This window comes from Pseudomonas gessardii (assembly GCF_001983165.1).
Taxonomy (GTDB): domain Bacteria; phylum Pseudomonadota; class Gammaproteobacteria; order Pseudomonadales; family Pseudomonadaceae; genus Aquipseudomonas; species Aquipseudomonas gessardii.
In genome coordinates this window covers 25,588-40,133 of record NZ_MNPU01000055.1, presented here as the reverse complement: position 1 = coordinate 40,133, position 14,546 = coordinate 25,588, and the positions used below count along the sequence as shown (strand labels likewise).

The window sequence follows — 14,546 nt, the reverse complement described above, 5'->3', positions numbered from 1 at the left end:
CAACGGGCGACTTGAGCACTTACGAGGTACCGCCTTGGGCTTTAGAAATTTAACCAATTACATAGCCAGGTGCTTGCTGAAGTCAGGAGGGTTTAGAAATCAGCTACACCCTTAAATGCGAAGAGCCGCTTTTCGCCATTGGCCAGTTGCACCCCCGTGGCCTGCTTGCCATCGAACAACACCTTATCCACCAACGTGTCGGGACGAATATGCAGGTTGCGGCGCGAGCGGACGGGGTCTGTCAGATAGGCCATGCCCGTATTGACGCGCACGCCGTTGACCACGTTCATCGGATATGGCCCGACTCCGTCGGCCTGCGGCCCGTCAAAGTCCTCGATCACCTTGAAACCATTGGCCACCGTAGCGTCGATAAAAGCACGCTGCATGGGGGTCACATCCGCGCGGCTCAATTGATGCACGGGAAGCGGCCCGTCATGACCATGCAAGGCACTCTCGCCGCCGCTGTGGGTTTCCAGTTTTTTGAACCAGGGCAGCATTTGCTCGAAGCTCCAGCCAGGCAGATTCCAGCGCTGGAAATCAGCCTCCCGGGCACGAATCGCTACAGCACCATTGACACCCGAACTGCCTCCCAGCACCTTGCCGCGCACGGCACCGATAGGATGGTCGATGTAGCCGGGCTGGGTCTTGTATCCCCATTCAAACTCGGGGTTGCCATTGGCACCGACAATATCGCTCTTGGCGATGATCTCGGGATAGTTGCTGGAGGTATAACTATGCCCAGCTTCGAGCAGGACTACTTGGCGCCCGTTGCTTTCACTCAAGCGACGGGCAAGTACCGCACCGGCGGAGCCACCACCGACGATAACCACGTTTATAGTGCCAAGAGTATTGGTCATATTAATTCTCCTGTTCAATTACTAAGACTGGGTAATGGTATTGTTTTGTGCCGAGCGCACTTTCCAATTCGAATTATTCCTCACCAGGACCCAGGTAAATATCCCCGAATAGGGAGGCATTACTTTGCCGCTGTCGTCTCGAACATCTTTGATGCTCCAGCGCCAGTGCACAATCGCTACATCCGGGCCGACAAGATTGATTTGCGGAACACCGCTGATGGCATAGACGCTCTTGTCATAACGCCCCTTGAATAATTCACTGTGAACTTGGTAAATCTTTGCCGGGCTATCCCATTTGCTTCCGGTAATACCGATAAAATCTCCGTCTACAGCAAAAAGCTCGCTGAGCTTTTTGGCATCATGCAGATTCCAACTCGCAACAAACTGATCAATCAACTGTGTGATCGCCTGTTGTGCAGCATTCACTTCTGTACGGCTATCAGCTCTGGATGAGTCAGCACTGACCATCGATATCGAAGCGCCAGACAACGCAACCACTAATATCCAGAGGCGCGTATTCTTAAGAGCCAATATTCTCAACACCGAAAAACCTCCAGCAGCGGGCCGAGATAACTTCCAGCCCGCGACAACACAGTGATTATTTACAACGAAAATAATTTGAGCGCATTCTCACGACCGATTTTCATACGGTCGTTATCACTGATCAGCGCATTATCAAACCATGTGCTGGCGGTCTTCATGCTTTCATAGGGGTAATCAGCGGAGAATAGCATGCGGTCTACGCCAATTTCACTGATGGAGTCCAGCAAGCCTTTCGTATGAAAGTGCCCTGCCGTGGTTAAATAAAAGTTGTTCGATAAATAATGCCCGACTGATTGTTTGGCATTGCCAAGCCCCACACCCTCACGCTGCATGCTCAGACGATGCTGCAACCGTGGCAGCATCAACGGTAAACCTTCACCCAAATGCCCGAGAATGACAGTGAGGTTGGGATACTTGTCGAAAAGCCCACTGAGCATCAAACGAATCGCGTGGGTGGCCGTTTCATGGGCAAACCCCCAGGCTGAACCGACAAGAGATGGATAGCCTTCATAGATACGGCGCTGGCTGGGCAACGGTTCACGAGGGTGCAGGTAGACGGGAACATTCAACGCCGCTACACGCTCCCAAAACTCCCAGACAGGCGACTCATCCAGGTATTGGGCGCTGTCGACATTGCCTATATTGGTGTAACCGTTGATCAATGCACCGACAAACCCCAAATCCTTGACCGCACGCTCCAACTCGTCAGCCGCAGCAGCCGGTGACTGAAGCGCTACAGTGGCAAATGCTTTTAAACGCGAGGGATGCTTGTCCACAAAGCGTTCGCGAATGTAGTCATTGGTTTGCCTGGCAAAATCGATAGATTTTTTAGTATCGAGTAGGCCCTGAGCGCCAGGCGACGTTAGGGAGACGATTGAGATATCAATAGCGTTCTCATCCATTTCCTCAACTCGACGGTCACTGTCGAGCAAGCGCCATTCAACGTCATCCATATAAGCCTGACCATTCCTGGCAGCCTCGCCCGAAGAGTCCCACACACTGTTGTTCAACTCAGAACTTACGTGTTCTTCAAGAACAATTTTACCTTTCATCATCTCACCTCAGTCAATGACTTGCCCGGCGCTATCTAAATTCAATATCCAGCAATCGACACTGAGTGTTAACCCCCCGAAATGAGATGCCGACTCCCATATATGAAAGGCAATAAAACCCGAACACTTTAAACAAAACAGCACAGGACCTTCCAAGAGAAACAGCATTGAAGCGCAAGCACTTTCTCGCTGCAAAATAACATCCTCTCATTTATAGATGGCTCCCTATCATCCCTGACAGTTCATCCTGGGATAAAAGTAAGGCAGGATACTGACACCAGCGACATGACAATCACTGTTTGCCACTGGCGGCCAGTAGTGCATTGACCGATGCCTACATTACAACTTCGTAATCAATGCCACACGAAATACCTGTAGAGGGAATGCATGAAAACAACAAATCTGATTCGCACCCAGTTTCTTACATTGGCCATGACCAGCGCCTTTACCTTCTTCACCGTCGCCAGCGCAACCGCGGCAGAAGGCAATGATGCACTGCCGTACTCCAGTGATCCGCAAATAAAGAGCGTGCAACAAGAAGCCTACAATGTGGTCCGCCAATATGAGCAAGCCCTGAACGAAGGCAATACCAAGAAAATAGTAAGTTTGTTTGCCCCCGACAGCGTTGCAGAATGGAATAACAAGCCTACCTATACGACTGCCCAGCAAAAGACCGAAGGCTATGATGCGTTATTTAAAATAGCCAAATTCAAAACCGTCTTCGCCTATGACGCAATCAACCTGTATGGCGATGCGGCGGTCATCCGTACACATCATCATAAAGGTGCGACCGTTATGGAGAATGGCAAGCCTGTCATTGACCTGAACCGCGAAGTTTTCGTGCTCAACAAAACCAGCCAAGGTTGGAAGATCGTCTTGTATACGTTTAACACTGATCCCATACAGGGCGAAGGTTAATTTCGAACAGCTTAAAAGTGTACTAACGGGGTGCGAATCCACCTTCACACCCCGCTCCTTCAACCCTTCCCTCTTGGCACAGCCTTTAACTGCGTCACAACAAACAACGTCTTCACGGTCAAGACTGCATTCACAAAATAGAAGTAGCACCATGGACCTTAATGCCATTCGAATGTTTGTCGCCACTGCCAAATGTGGCAGCTTCACGGCCGCGGCCGAGCGCCTGGAAATGCCGCTCGCAACACTCAGTCGGCGAATCCGGGAACTAGAACGTGTATTGCAAGTGCAGTTGCTGGAGCGCTCGGTCCATGGCACGCGCCTCACCGACGCGGGCACACGGCTATACGAACACGCCAGCCGAGGGCTGGAAATGCTGGTCGATGGCGAACGGGCCCTGATCAGCGACCAGGCACAACTCAGGGGGCGTTTACGGCTTTCGCTTCCTCCGTCGCTGGAGCCCTGGTGGGAGGTGTTGTCGGCGTTTCAGCAGTGCTATCCAAACATCCAGTTGCAGGTCTATACCAGCGACAGGCGGATTGACATGATCGAGGATGGCATTGATGTGGTCATGCGCATCGGTCCTATTACCCATGACTCCATGGTGGCTCGCCGGATGTTGGCCTATCGCCACATCCTCGTCGCATCTCCCGCTCTGCTGGCGCGTTCAGGCATGCCCGATAAAGTCGCGGACTTACACAACTATCCCTGCGGTGCCTGGAGCCAGGACGCTACAACTACCTGGCAACTCGGCAAAGAGGCATTCAAGCCAGATCCCATAATAGCAACCAACGATTATGCTCATTTACGCACCCGAGCGCTGGCCGGGGACCTGGTAACCGAGTTACCGCCGTTCATGGCCATGGAGGCGATAAGGAACAAGCAATTAGTCGTGCTCCTGGAAAAACACCCCTTCCCGGAAATGGAGATCAATCTGCTTTACCCATCGCACCGGCACCCATCCAACCTCGTGCGAACCTACCTGAACTTCGCCCTGCAGCATGTAAAGCGCCTTATGTAACTGCCCGCCCCTACGGGCAGGACTAAATGGCAAGCCAAAAGGTATTGATGTTTTTCAACCAGAGCGATGCAACGATCAACATCTGCCATGGTCAAGACCTCAGATAACGACAAGAGAGGTGACGATGGATCTCAACGCGATACAAATGTTCGTGGCTGTCGCCCAGATGGGAAGCCTGTCAGCTGCCGCCATCCATCTGGACATTCCACTGCAAACCTTGAGTCGACGCATTCGTGAGTTGGAACATGAATTGAACGTGCAACTCCTGCAGCGCTCTATGCGGGGCACAAGGTTGACTCAGGCTGGAGAGAAACTCTATGAGTATGCAAGCCGTGGCATAGAAGCCTTTGCGCAAGGTAAATCAGCACTGATAAGTGATCAGGACGCACTCAGGGGCCGCCTGAGAGTGGCACTTCCCGTCGCATTTGAACCCTGGGGGCAATTGCTGCGCGACTTCCAACGGCGTTATCCGCAAATAGAGCTTGCGGTTTACTTTACGGAGCAACGCATGGACCTTATTGCCGAAGGTATTGATGTAGCGCTTCGCGTTGGCGCCATTGAACAAGATACGTTGATTGCACGCTATATGATCAGCTATCGACATCAACTCGTTGCCAGTCCAGCCCTGCTTGAGCGCCTGGGCGAACCTCATATACCTGATGACCTGCTCAGGTTTCCTTGTGCAACCTGGTCAAAAGACTCCAGCATGCGCAGCCAGTGGACCCTGGGTAACCAGACTCTCGAACCTGCAGCCATCGTTACGACAAACAACTACCTGCACCTGCGCAACTGCGCACTCAATGGCGACTGTATTACCGAACTCCCCCCCTTTCTGGCGGTACAGGCCATTAAAGAAGGCAGCCTGCGGTCAGTGCTGGACAACTACCCAATGCCAGAAAACCCTGTGCATTTGCTCTATCAGTCTCACCGTCACCCTTCGCGACTGGTGCGCGTCTACCTGGACTTCTGCCAGGAGTATTTGCAGCACTGGTGCCCTTCTTTGGCTAAACCGTCACCCGTCACACACCCACAGGCTGAATCTACAACCCGTGAGCGTGTTGGCTGTTAGACCAGAGTCAGTACTTGCTTGAGGGTCTTGCGCGGTTTTTGTGGCCAGTTTTCAGCCAGTGCATAGCCGACAGCAATCAGCATCACAGGCACCTCGGACGAGGCCAGTTGGAACTCACGGGCAACTCCGGCCGGGTCAAAGCCGATCATCGGGCCTGAAGCCAGCCCTTGCCCTTGTGCTGCCAGCATCAAGGTCATTGCACACAGTGATGCCGAGCGAATGGCTTCATCACGCTGGAACACCTCATTGCCTTCGTACATCCCATTGGCCATGGCAACCCAAGTGTCGAAAACCGAACGCTCGATAATGCCTTGTTCAACCGATGGCAGCAGAGCATCCGGCAAGCCTTTGTGTGGGGCCAGCGTTCCGCAGATGATAAAGGTAACGGCCGCATCGGCGATTTTGGGCTGCTCATAAGCAACTTTTTTCAAGCGTTGCTTGGCCTCGGCCGTGCGCACTGCAATCACTTTCCAGTTTTGCGCATTGAATGATGAAGGGGCCAGCGTGGCGAGACGAACCAACTCTTCGATTTGCTCATCCGAGAGCCGACGGCTCGTATCGAACGCATTCGCTGAGATTCGGCTTTCGATCAATTCGCTAACATTTTTCATGACACTTCCCATTGGCTGTTATGACGCGATAGACCCGCAAGCCGCCACGTTAAAGTGATCGCACTTACGGCCAGTCATAATCCACCCCCGAGCGACTCCATGAGAATACTCACCAGTGAGATGCGGCCTCCCATGAGTCAGAGGCTCATTCGGGCTTATCGAACCATTGGCCAGCTTAAATCGCAGACAAACAAAAACGCCGATCATCACTGATCGGCGTTTTTGTTGAATATGGAGCGGGAAACGAGACTCGAACTCGCGACCCCGACCTTGGCAAGGTCGTGCTCTACCAACTGAGCTATTCCCGCAAATGGCGTCCCCTAGGGGACTCGAACCCCTGTTACCGCCGTGAAAGGGCGGTGTCCTAGGCCACTAGACGAAGGGGACACGCTAACTGAAACACATGGTGTGTATTCCAGTGCCCAGAGGCCTTGTCCGAAGACTTGGTCCTGGTTTCACTCAGTGCCGCCCGAAAGCCACACTGTTTAAAAATGGAGCGGGAAACGAGACTCGAACTCGCGACCCCGACCTTGGCAAGGTCGTGCTCTACCAACTGAGCTATTCCCGCAATGGCGTCCCCTAGGGGACTCGAACCCCTGTTACCGCCGTGAAAGGGCGGTGTCCTAGGCCACTAGACGAAGGGGACACACGTACAACATTCACTCCCTACCGCGTTTCGCTGTGTGCTTTACGCTGTAAGTGGCGCGCATTCTATGGATGGATTGAAAGGTCGTCAACCCCCAAGGATAAATTTATTTAAATCAATGACTTCGCCCTGCTTTACAAGCACCGTCAGGGTTTCTCGCTGTCCAGGCTTTGACGCCTATATTCTGGCGCCCGACAAGACGTTATAGTCCCCGCCGGCAAATGATGGCAATGTGCATCTACTCAGACAAAGCCTATCTATATAGAGGAAAGCACTGACTCATCTCGTCGAAGAGTCCTATCCGCCGCATGCGCCAATCACTACACTTCAACGCACATCCCATAAAGAGGTCACACCGGTGACACCACTCATGATCACCCTGCTGGTAATAGCCGGGATCGTAATACTGATCGCCATTGGCTACATGAACCATGTGGTGGAAAACAACAAACTGGAAAAGGCCCGGGCCCAGATTGAACTCAACGACCGGCTGCGGCGCTGCGGCGAGATCACCGAGACGTTCCCCGGTCAATTGATGACACCGCAGCTCAAACTGCTGCTGACCCGCCTGGAACTGAACGTCAACCAACGCATGCTCCACCTCAACAAATCCAGCGCAACCATCAAGGCGCGTATTGCCGAACTGGAAGCACTGGTTGGCCAGGGCGAATCGATTCCGGTGAACAACCCGCCGGGGCCGATCCAGACCGAAGCCAAGGCCAAGGATGTGCGCTTCTTATTGGAAGCGCTGCACGGTCAAGTCACCCGTGCCGCCCAGGACGGCTTTTTGCCGACTAATGAGGCCAAGCACTGGATCCGTGAAATCCGCCACCTGCTGGTGCTGCTGCATATCGAGTTTTTCAACAATCTGGGCCAGCACGCCCTGCAACAGGCACAACCCGGCCAGGCACGCCTGGCGTTCGAACGCGGCGTGCAGTACCTGCGCAAGCAGCCTGAACCGGCGACCTACAGCCAGCACTTGCAACTCCTGGAGAAACAATTGGCACGCGCCAATTCCATGGTGCTGACCAACAGCCAGCAAACCGCAGAAGAGGTCAATGAGCTGACCGAAGGCTTGAAAGCCGATGACGCGGATGCCGAATGGAAAAAGAAAGTCATCTACGATTGATCCCCTCTTCCCTTGAAACATCGGGTGCATGTTTTGCACCCGAAGCTATCATCCTGCCTCTACCCTTCTCAGCTAAAACCCGCGTACAAAAGTGCACTTCATTCCTTTAACGAAAGAGGCCTTCATGCCAGTCGTCGTCATTGATGATCAACCCTTGCACTACGTGGACCAAGGCTGCGGCCCGGTGGTCCTGCTTGGGCAGAGCTACCTGTGGGACCACCAGATGTGGGCGCCGCAGATCGAAGCCCTGTCACAACACTACCGGGTGATTGTTCCCGAGTTGTGGGGCCACGGTAAATCCGGGCCACTGCCATCCCAGACCCGCTCCATGAACGATCTGGCGCGCCAGATGCTGTCACTGCTGGACCACCTGGACATCGCCAAGGCCAACCTGGTCGGTTTATCGGTAGGCGGCATGTGGGGCGCCCCGCTGGCGCTACTGGCACCCGAGCGGATCAACAGCCTGGTGCTGATGGACACTTACCTGGGCGCAGAGCCCGACGCGACCCGCGAAAAATACTTCGCCCTGCTCAATGCAATCGAGGCCGCAGGCGCTATCCCCGAGCCGCTGCTGGATATCATCGTGCCGATCTTCTTTCGCCCCGGCATCGACCCCACCTGCGCGCTGTATCAGGACTTCCGTCAGTCCCTGCGCGAATTCCCCAGGGAGCGCCTACTCGACAGCATTGTTCCCCTGGGCCGCCTGATCTTCGGTCGCGAGGATGCGCTGGAAGAGTTGTGCCGCCTGCCTGCCGACACCACGCTGGTGATGTGCGGCAACGAGGACCAGCCGCGCCCACCTGCAGAAACCAAGGAAATGGCCGGACTGATCGGCTGCCCATGGGTGTTGATCCCGGACGCCGGGCATATCTCCAGCAGGGAAAACCCCGAGTTCGTCAACGGGGCGCTGCTGACCTTCCTGGCCACTCACACCTGATCACAGGCGAAAGTGCCCCACCATCCCCTTGAGCTGCGCGCCCAACTGCGCCAGTTCGACACTCGATGCAGCGTTGCCCTGCATGCTCAGCGCCGATTGATCGGCACTCGTGCGAATGCTGGTGACGCTACGGTTGATCTCTTCGGCCACCGAACTCTGCTGCTCGGCCGCCGCCGCGATCTGTTGGTTCATCTGCTGAATCTGCGAGACCGCCACCGCAATACTGCCCAAGGCGCTTTCGGTTTCCAGGACATCGCTGACGGCCAGCTTCACCAACTCGCCGCTGTGCTGGATATCCCGCACTGAAGACTGCGCAGCACTGCGCAAGGTGCTGACCAGACGTTCGATTTCCTCCGTCGATTGCTGGGTGCGCCTGGCCAATGCGCGCACTTCATCGGCGACCACCGCGAAACCTCGCCCCTGCTCGCCAGCGCGTGCCGCCTCGATGGCCGCGTTGAGCGCCAACAGGTTGGTCTGCTCGGCGACGCTTTTGATCACCTCCAACACGCTGCCGATGTTCTGGATCTCGGCACTCAGGCTCTCGATGCTGGTGCTGGCGGATGTCGCCGAACTGGCCAGCAACTCGATGCGCTGCAAGCTCTGGCGTACCACCTGCTGGCCGCTGTCGACTTTATCGTCGGCGGTCTGTGCCGCTTGCGCGGCCTGCTCGGCATTGCGAGCCACATCGTGCACCGTGGCGGCCATCTGGTTCATGGCGGTGGCGACTTGCTCGGTCTCTTCTTTCTGGCTGCTGACTTCGATATTCGTCTGCTCGGTCACGCTGGACAACGACTGGGCCGAGCTGGCCAACTGCTCAATCCCAGCCTGCAACCCGCTGACCATGCTGCTCAGCCCACCGCCCATCTGCTGCATCGCCTGCATCAATTGGCCCATCTCGTCCTGTCGGCTCACCTCCATGCGCCCGCTGAGATCCCCTGCGGCAATCTGCCGGGCCACGGCAATCACGCTGCGCAGCGGCATGACGATCAAGCGGGTAATCACCCACGCCGCAATCACCCCCACCAACAAGGCCAGGGCCGATGAAACAATGATCAGCAGGCTGCTCTTGGCCAACTGCGCCTGCATCGACTGGTCCTGCGCCGCATAGGCCTGGTTGACCTGTGACACCACCTGCGCCGCCCGCTCATGCAACTGCTGGTAGACGATTTTCTCCTGGGCCAGCAGGCCGGTGTATTCGGTGAGTTTTTCGCTGAAGGCGCCGATATGCCCAACCACCTCATTGAGCACGGTCTGATAGCCAGGGTCCTTGACCAGGGTCTTCAGTTGCTCGGCCTGGGCCAGGGCCTGGTCAGCCTGCTCGATGCGGCCTTGCCCGGCACTGTCCTCATCACCCTTGCGGCTTTGATCTAGGCGCACCCGCGCTTCATTCATGGCTTGCAACATCAGGCGCGAGACCTGCCCCACCTGCCCGGCCTGCTCGATAAACTCGCCGCCCTCCCTGCCCTGGCTTTCCTTGAGACCATAGGCCCCGTCGTCGGCCAGGCCGGCCTGCAAGACATCAAGGTTATTGGCGACGCTGGACACCGACCAACTGGCCATTTCCAGTGCCAGGTCCTTGGCCTGGGTCAGCTCGACAAACTCGTCAAACGCCTTGCGATAGGCACCCAACGCCTGCTCGACCTCGGTCATGTCGAGTGCCAGGGCTTCGGCCACCAGGCTGTCGACCCGTTCATGCAGGATCTCGACCGACTTGGCATCGGTGCGCAACGCATACTCCTGCTCGATCAAGCGCACGTTCAGCAGCCCCTGATTGAGCGAGGACATACCCTTGAGCCCCACAAAACGCTGGCCAACGCTTTGCAGGGACCACACGCCAACCGCCGCCACCAAGGCAGTCAACAGCAAGACCAGGGCAAACCCCAGCGCCAGTTTCCGGGCCAGCCCAAGGTTGGCAAATCGTCGTTGCACGGCCGAAATCATTACGCTTAACCCTCTTGGCGTGGCGAATCCCGGCAGGCCGGGTTTGCATGCAACGAGATTCGCAACGACACCCCCCGGAGCACAAGTCATTGCCAGCACAATAATGGCAAAAAGCTACATACCCGTCGTTTTCAGAATGGTGGAGGTCGATCCAGCAGGCCCCATGGCCTTGAACAACGCCAAGGCCCGATGATCGCAGGCGTAGGCCACATTGATCCGTAGCCAGTCAGCATGCTCGCCAGTCGGGCTGAACAGCTCCCCGGAAGACAGCAAGACCCCAAGCTGTCGGGCCCGTGCGTGCAACCTTGAGCCCCCCCCTGGCCCTGGGCGCGCCCAAATAAACATGCCGCCCGCTGGCACTGCAAAGACTTCCCACTCTTCGTCCTCCAGCACCTGCAAGGTTTTCGTCATCTCCGCGCTCAACCGTCGGCGCAGGCGTTGCACCCATTTGCGGTAGGTGCCGTTGGCCAAGAGGCTGGCCACCATGGCTTCGGCGAAGCGTGAGGTGCCCATGCCCGTCAAGGTCTTGAGCTTGAGCACCTGGCTGATAAGCGCCGTGCTGGCGGTCAGATAGCCGACCCGCAGGGCGCTGCTCAGGGTCTTGGAAAAGCTTGAAACATAGATGACCCGATCATCATGGGCCAGCGCCGCCAGCCGGATACAGGAAGCATGTTGCAGGTCGCCATAGACATCTTCCTCGACAATCAGGAAGTCGTGGGCGCTGGCCAAGTGCAACAGGCGTTCGGCCACCCCGCGTGAAAGGCTGGTGCCCGTCGGGTTGTGGTAGAGGCTGTTGATGAACAGGCACTTGGGGTGGTGGCTGACCAAAAGCGTTTCCAGGGTTTGAATATCCGGGCCGCTGCGGGTCCTGGGGACCTCCAGCAACCTGACACCATGGAAAGCCAACTGACGATACAGGTTGCCGTAGCCAGGCGTTTCAACCACCACCGTGTCGCCGGCCTTGAGCAAGGTGCGTATCAACAAGTCCTGGGCATGGCTGGCACCGTGGGTGGTGAGGATCCGTTCGGCGCTGCTGGCGACCTGAATCTGGGCCAGGCGTTTGTGCAACTGTTCACGCAACACCGGCAACCCCAGGGGCGTGCTGTAGTTGAAAACCCCTGCGGTATCGGTGCGGCTGATTTCGCGAATCGCGTAGCTGATGTCATCCGCTTCACGCCAGGAGTCCGGCAGCCAACCGCACCCCAGCTTCAATTCGCCCAACTGGTTATCGGTAAAGGCCCCCCACCTGCGCTCCGCGCCCTCATACCACTGGCACTCAGCCAGTGAGCTACTGGCAACCGGCTGTGCCGCGATCACAAACCCCGAGCCGGCTCTTGAAGCCAACACCCCTTCGGCCACCATGCGTTCAAGGGCCTCGATCACACTGGATTGACTGAGCAGGTTGGCATGGGCCAGTTGCCGGATGGAAGGCAGGCGCGTTCCAGGGCTGACCCCGCTCTCCCGAATCCACGCGGCAATGGCGCTGACAATTTGCTGAACCACCGGCACAAGGGCTTGTCGATTGATCCCTAAATCCATGAGCCACCCCCTTCTACTGTTTGGCATTTAACTCAAAACAGTTAAGCACAGAAGGTCAGGATCACCCCGTTCATATTTTTATTAAATCATTGATTTTATTGAGATATTTACCTATTGAAACATAATGAGCCAGGGCATCTTGCCACCTACGGAAACGCCCCACAGCACTCGAAATCACTTTCTCAGTGGCGCAGGGCAGCAGGTCCTAAATAGCCGTCGCACCACCATCTACGGCCAACGCATGACCGGTGGTGAACGCAGCGCCATCGCTGCACAGATAGAGCACCGCGCTGGCAATCTCACCGACAGTCCCAATACGCCCGACCGGATGCATGGCGGCGGCAAATTCGGCCTTGCGCGGATCGGCTTCATAGGCACGGCGGAACATGTCCGTATCAATCACCGCCGGGCACACCGCGTTGACGCGGATTTTCTTTTTCGCATATTCGATGGCCGCCGACTTGGTCAGGCCGATTACCGCATGCTTGGACGCTGCATAAATGCTCATCTTCGGCGCAGCCCCCAACCCGGCCACCGATGCAGTGTTGACGATCGCCCCACCGCCCTGGGCCAGCAGCAACGGCAACTGATACTTCATGCACAACCACACGCCCTTGACGTTGACGCCCATGATGGCGTCGAACTCGTCCAGGGTGCCGTCAGCCAGCTTGCCCTGTTCAATCTCGATGCCGGCGTTGTTGAACGCATAGTCCAGGCGACCATAGCTGTGCAACACCTGCTGCATCAGTTGTTGTACATCCGCCTCCAGGGTGACGTTGCAGCGCACGAACACCGCTTCGCCGCCTGCCTCACGGATCAACGCGACCGTACCTTCGCCACCCGCCACATCCAGGTCGGCGACCACCACTTTCAAGCCTTCCTGGGCAAATGCCAGCGCCGTGGCGCGGCCAATGCCGTTGGCGGCGCCGGTGACCAGGGCAACCTGGCCGGAAAACGTCATGCTCATGCTTATTATCCTTGGATGAATGCCTTTGGACCCAGCATAGCCAGGAGCCAGCGCTGCGCGTCAGCACTATCAGAGGGCCGGTTGGACGCCCATGCGTGGCAGTGATAAGCCTGCCGGGCTCACTATCAACCCAGCCTATCGGCGGGCATTCGCAGTGATCGGCCGAGCTTGCTCCCATGGCCTGGAAGGTCTATCACTTGAGGTCCATTTACCCAGAGTCCTTGCCATGACTGCCCAGACCAACCGCCAATTCCTGCTTGCCAAACGCCCGGTCGGCGCGGCCACGCGGGACACCTTCACCTATCAGGAAGTGCCGGTGGGCAACCTGGCAGACGGCCAGGTGCTGGTGCACAACGAATACCTGTCCCTCGACCCGGCCATGCGTGGCTGGATGAATGAAGGCAAGTCCTACATCCCGCCGGTAGCCATCGGCGAAGTCATGCGTGCACTGGGCGTAGGCCAGGTCATCGCCTCGAACAACCCGAAGTTCGCGATCGGCGATTACGTCAATGGTGCCCTGGGCGTGCAGGATTACTTCCTCGGCGAGCCGCGTGGTTTCTACAAGGTCGATCCGAAATTGGCACCACTGCCGCGTTATCTGTCGGCACTGGGCATGACCGGCATGACCGCCTACTTCGCCCTGCTCGACACCGGCGCGCCCAAGGCTGGCGATACCGTGGTGATCTCCGGCGCCGCCGGTGCGGTGGGTAGCATTGCCGGGCAGATCGCCAAGATCAAGGGCTGCCGTGTGGTGGGAATTGCCGGTGGCGCCGACAAGTGCAAGTTTCTGGTGGATGAACTGGGGTTCGACGCGGCCATCGACTACAAGAGCGAAGACGTGCCGGCGGCCCTCAAGCGCGAATGCCCGAAAGGCGTGGATGTGTATTTCGATAACGTCGGCGGCGATATCCTCGACGCCGTGCTCAGCCGCCTCGCGTTGAAAGCGCGGGTGGTGATCTGTGGAGCCATCAGCCAGTACAACAACAAGGAAGCCGTGAAGGGCCCGGCCAACTACTTGTCACTGCTGGTCAATCGGGCGCGCATGGAAGGCTTTGTGGTGATGGATCATGCGGCGAACTTTGCCGCGGCCGGGCAGGAAATGGCCGGCTGGATGGCCCAGGGCAAGCTCAAGAGCAAGGAAGATATTGTCGAAGGACTGGAGACATTCCCGGAGACGCTGATGAAGCTGTTCAACGGCGAGAACTTTGGCAAGTTGGTGCTGAAGGTCAACTGACACACCACAAACCAATGTGGGAGCTGGCTTGCCTGCGATGCAGACGCCTCGGTTTTTTCAGTAGCCCCGAGGTGATGCTATCGCA

Annotated in this window: 12 protein-coding genes, 4 tRNA genes and 2 pseudogenes; 6 read left to right on the top strand and 12 right to left on the bottom strand. The window is 56.8% G+C overall.

Going from position 1 to position 14,546, the window contains the following annotated elements:
- Positions 1-128: 128 nt before the first annotated feature.
- From BLL38_RS25740 to BLL38_RS25730, 3 genes and pseudogenes are all read right to left on the bottom strand, one after another.
- Positions 129-857: pseudogene (locus BLL38_RS25740) on the bottom strand (GMC family oxidoreductase); the annotation flags it as partial.
- A 21-nt stretch (positions 858-878) separates the two neighbouring features.
- A complete protein-coding gene (locus BLL38_RS25735; RefSeq protein WP_076964844.1) occupies positions 879-1,400 on the bottom strand; it encodes an SgcJ/EcaC family oxidoreductase in 522 nt (173 codons plus the stop codon).
- Positions 1,401-1,459: 59 nt separating this feature from the next.
- Complete coding sequence (locus tag BLL38_RS25730; protein ID WP_076964848.1) at positions 1,460-2,452, bottom strand: amidohydrolase family protein; 993 nt, start codon at positions 2,450-2,452, stop codon at positions 1,460-1,462.
- 387 nt (positions 2,453-2,839) lie between these two features.
- On the opposite strand from BLL38_RS25730, the gene BLL38_RS25725 reads away from it, so the two are divergent.
- The 3 genes from BLL38_RS25725 to BLL38_RS25715 all read left to right on the top strand — a co-directional run bounded on the left by BLL38_RS25725 (position 2,840) and on the right by BLL38_RS25715 (position 5,457).
- Entirely contained in the window at positions 2,840-3,370 is a 531-nt protein-coding gene (locus tag BLL38_RS25725) for a YybH family protein (protein ID WP_207303163.1), read from the top strand.
- A 151-nt stretch (positions 3,371-3,521) separates the two neighbouring features.
- The gene (locus BLL38_RS25720; RefSeq protein WP_076964843.1) at positions 3,522-4,388 is read left to right on the top strand and encodes a LysR family transcriptional regulator; all 867 of its coding nucleotides are present in this window, start codon (positions 3,522-3,524) and stop codon (positions 4,386-4,388) included.
- A gap of 124 nt (positions 4,389-4,512) precedes the next feature.
- Positions 4,513-5,457 carry a LysR family transcriptional regulator gene (locus BLL38_RS25715; protein ID WP_076964842.1) on the top strand — a complete coding sequence of 315 codons (945 nt, stop codon included), beginning with the start codon at positions 4,513-4,515 and terminating at the stop codon, positions 5,455-5,457.
- Here the strand turns inward: BLL38_RS25715 and BLL38_RS25710 are convergent.
- The 5 genes from BLL38_RS25710 to BLL38_RS25690 all read right to left on the bottom strand — a co-directional run bounded on the left by BLL38_RS25710 (position 5,454) and on the right by BLL38_RS25690 (position 6,714).
- Positions 5,454-6,068, bottom strand: coding sequence for a nitroreductase family protein (locus BLL38_RS25710; RefSeq protein WP_090412759.1), 615 nt, complete (start codon positions 6,066-6,068; stop codon positions 5,454-5,456). The genes BLL38_RS25715 and BLL38_RS25710 overlap by 4 nt on opposite strands.
- A 232-nt stretch (positions 6,069-6,300) precedes the next feature.
- Positions 6,301-6,376, bottom strand: a tRNA-Gly gene (locus BLL38_RS25705).
- A gap of 3 nt (positions 6,377-6,379) precedes the next feature.
- A tRNA-Glu gene (locus BLL38_RS25700) sits at positions 6,380-6,455 on the bottom strand.
- A 105-nt stretch (positions 6,456-6,560) separates the two neighbouring features.
- Positions 6,561-6,636, bottom strand: a tRNA-Gly gene (locus BLL38_RS25695).
- Between the two features lie 2 nt (positions 6,637-6,638).
- Positions 6,639-6,714, bottom strand: a tRNA-Glu gene (locus tag BLL38_RS25690).
- Positions 6,715-7,072: 358 nt separating this feature from the next.
- On the opposite strand from BLL38_RS25690, the gene BLL38_RS25685 reads away from it, so the two are divergent.
- Complete coding sequence (locus BLL38_RS25685) at positions 7,073-7,843, top strand: hypothetical protein (protein WP_076964840.1); 771 nt, start codon at positions 7,073-7,075, stop codon at positions 7,841-7,843.
- Between the two features lie 124 nt (positions 7,844-7,967).
- Positions 7,968-8,780: an alpha/beta fold hydrolase gene (locus tag BLL38_RS25680; protein ID WP_076964839.1), complete on the top strand. Its 813-nt coding sequence runs from the start codon at positions 7,968-7,970 to the stop codon at positions 8,778-8,780.
- On the opposite strand, the gene BLL38_RS32050 is transcribed toward BLL38_RS25680, so the two are convergent.
- The 4 genes and pseudogenes from BLL38_RS32050 to BLL38_RS25665 form a co-directional block, all read right to left on the bottom strand.
- The gene (locus BLL38_RS32050) at positions 8,781-9,623 is read right to left on the bottom strand and encodes a methyl-accepting chemotaxis protein (RefSeq protein ID WP_415640249.1); all 843 of its coding nucleotides are present in this window, start codon (positions 9,621-9,623) and stop codon (positions 8,781-8,783) included. It lies immediately after the preceding gene.
- Positions 9,624-9,641: 18 nt separating this feature from the next.
- Positions 9,642-9,866: pseudogene (locus tag BLL38_RS32045) on the bottom strand (HAMP domain-containing protein); the annotation flags it as partial.
- Between the two features lie 969 nt (positions 9,867-10,835).
- On the bottom strand, positions 10,836-12,260 hold the full coding sequence (locus BLL38_RS25670; RefSeq protein ID WP_076964837.1) for an aminotransferase-like domain-containing protein: 1,425 nt from the start codon (positions 12,258-12,260) through the stop codon (positions 10,836-10,838).
- A gap of 205 nt (positions 12,261-12,465) precedes the next feature.
- Positions 12,466-13,227 carry an SDR family oxidoreductase gene (locus BLL38_RS25665; protein WP_076964836.1) on the bottom strand — a complete coding sequence of 254 codons (762 nt, stop codon included), beginning with the start codon at positions 13,225-13,227 and terminating at the stop codon, positions 12,466-12,468.
- Between the two features lie 226 nt (positions 13,228-13,453).
- Between BLL38_RS25665 and BLL38_RS25660 the strand changes: the two genes are divergently transcribed.
- The gene (locus BLL38_RS25660) at positions 13,454-14,461 is read left to right on the top strand and encodes an NADP-dependent oxidoreductase (RefSeq protein ID WP_076964835.1); all 1,008 of its coding nucleotides are present in this window, start codon (positions 13,454-13,456) and stop codon (positions 14,459-14,461) included.
- The last annotated feature ends 85 nt before the right edge of the window (positions 14,462-14,546 follow it).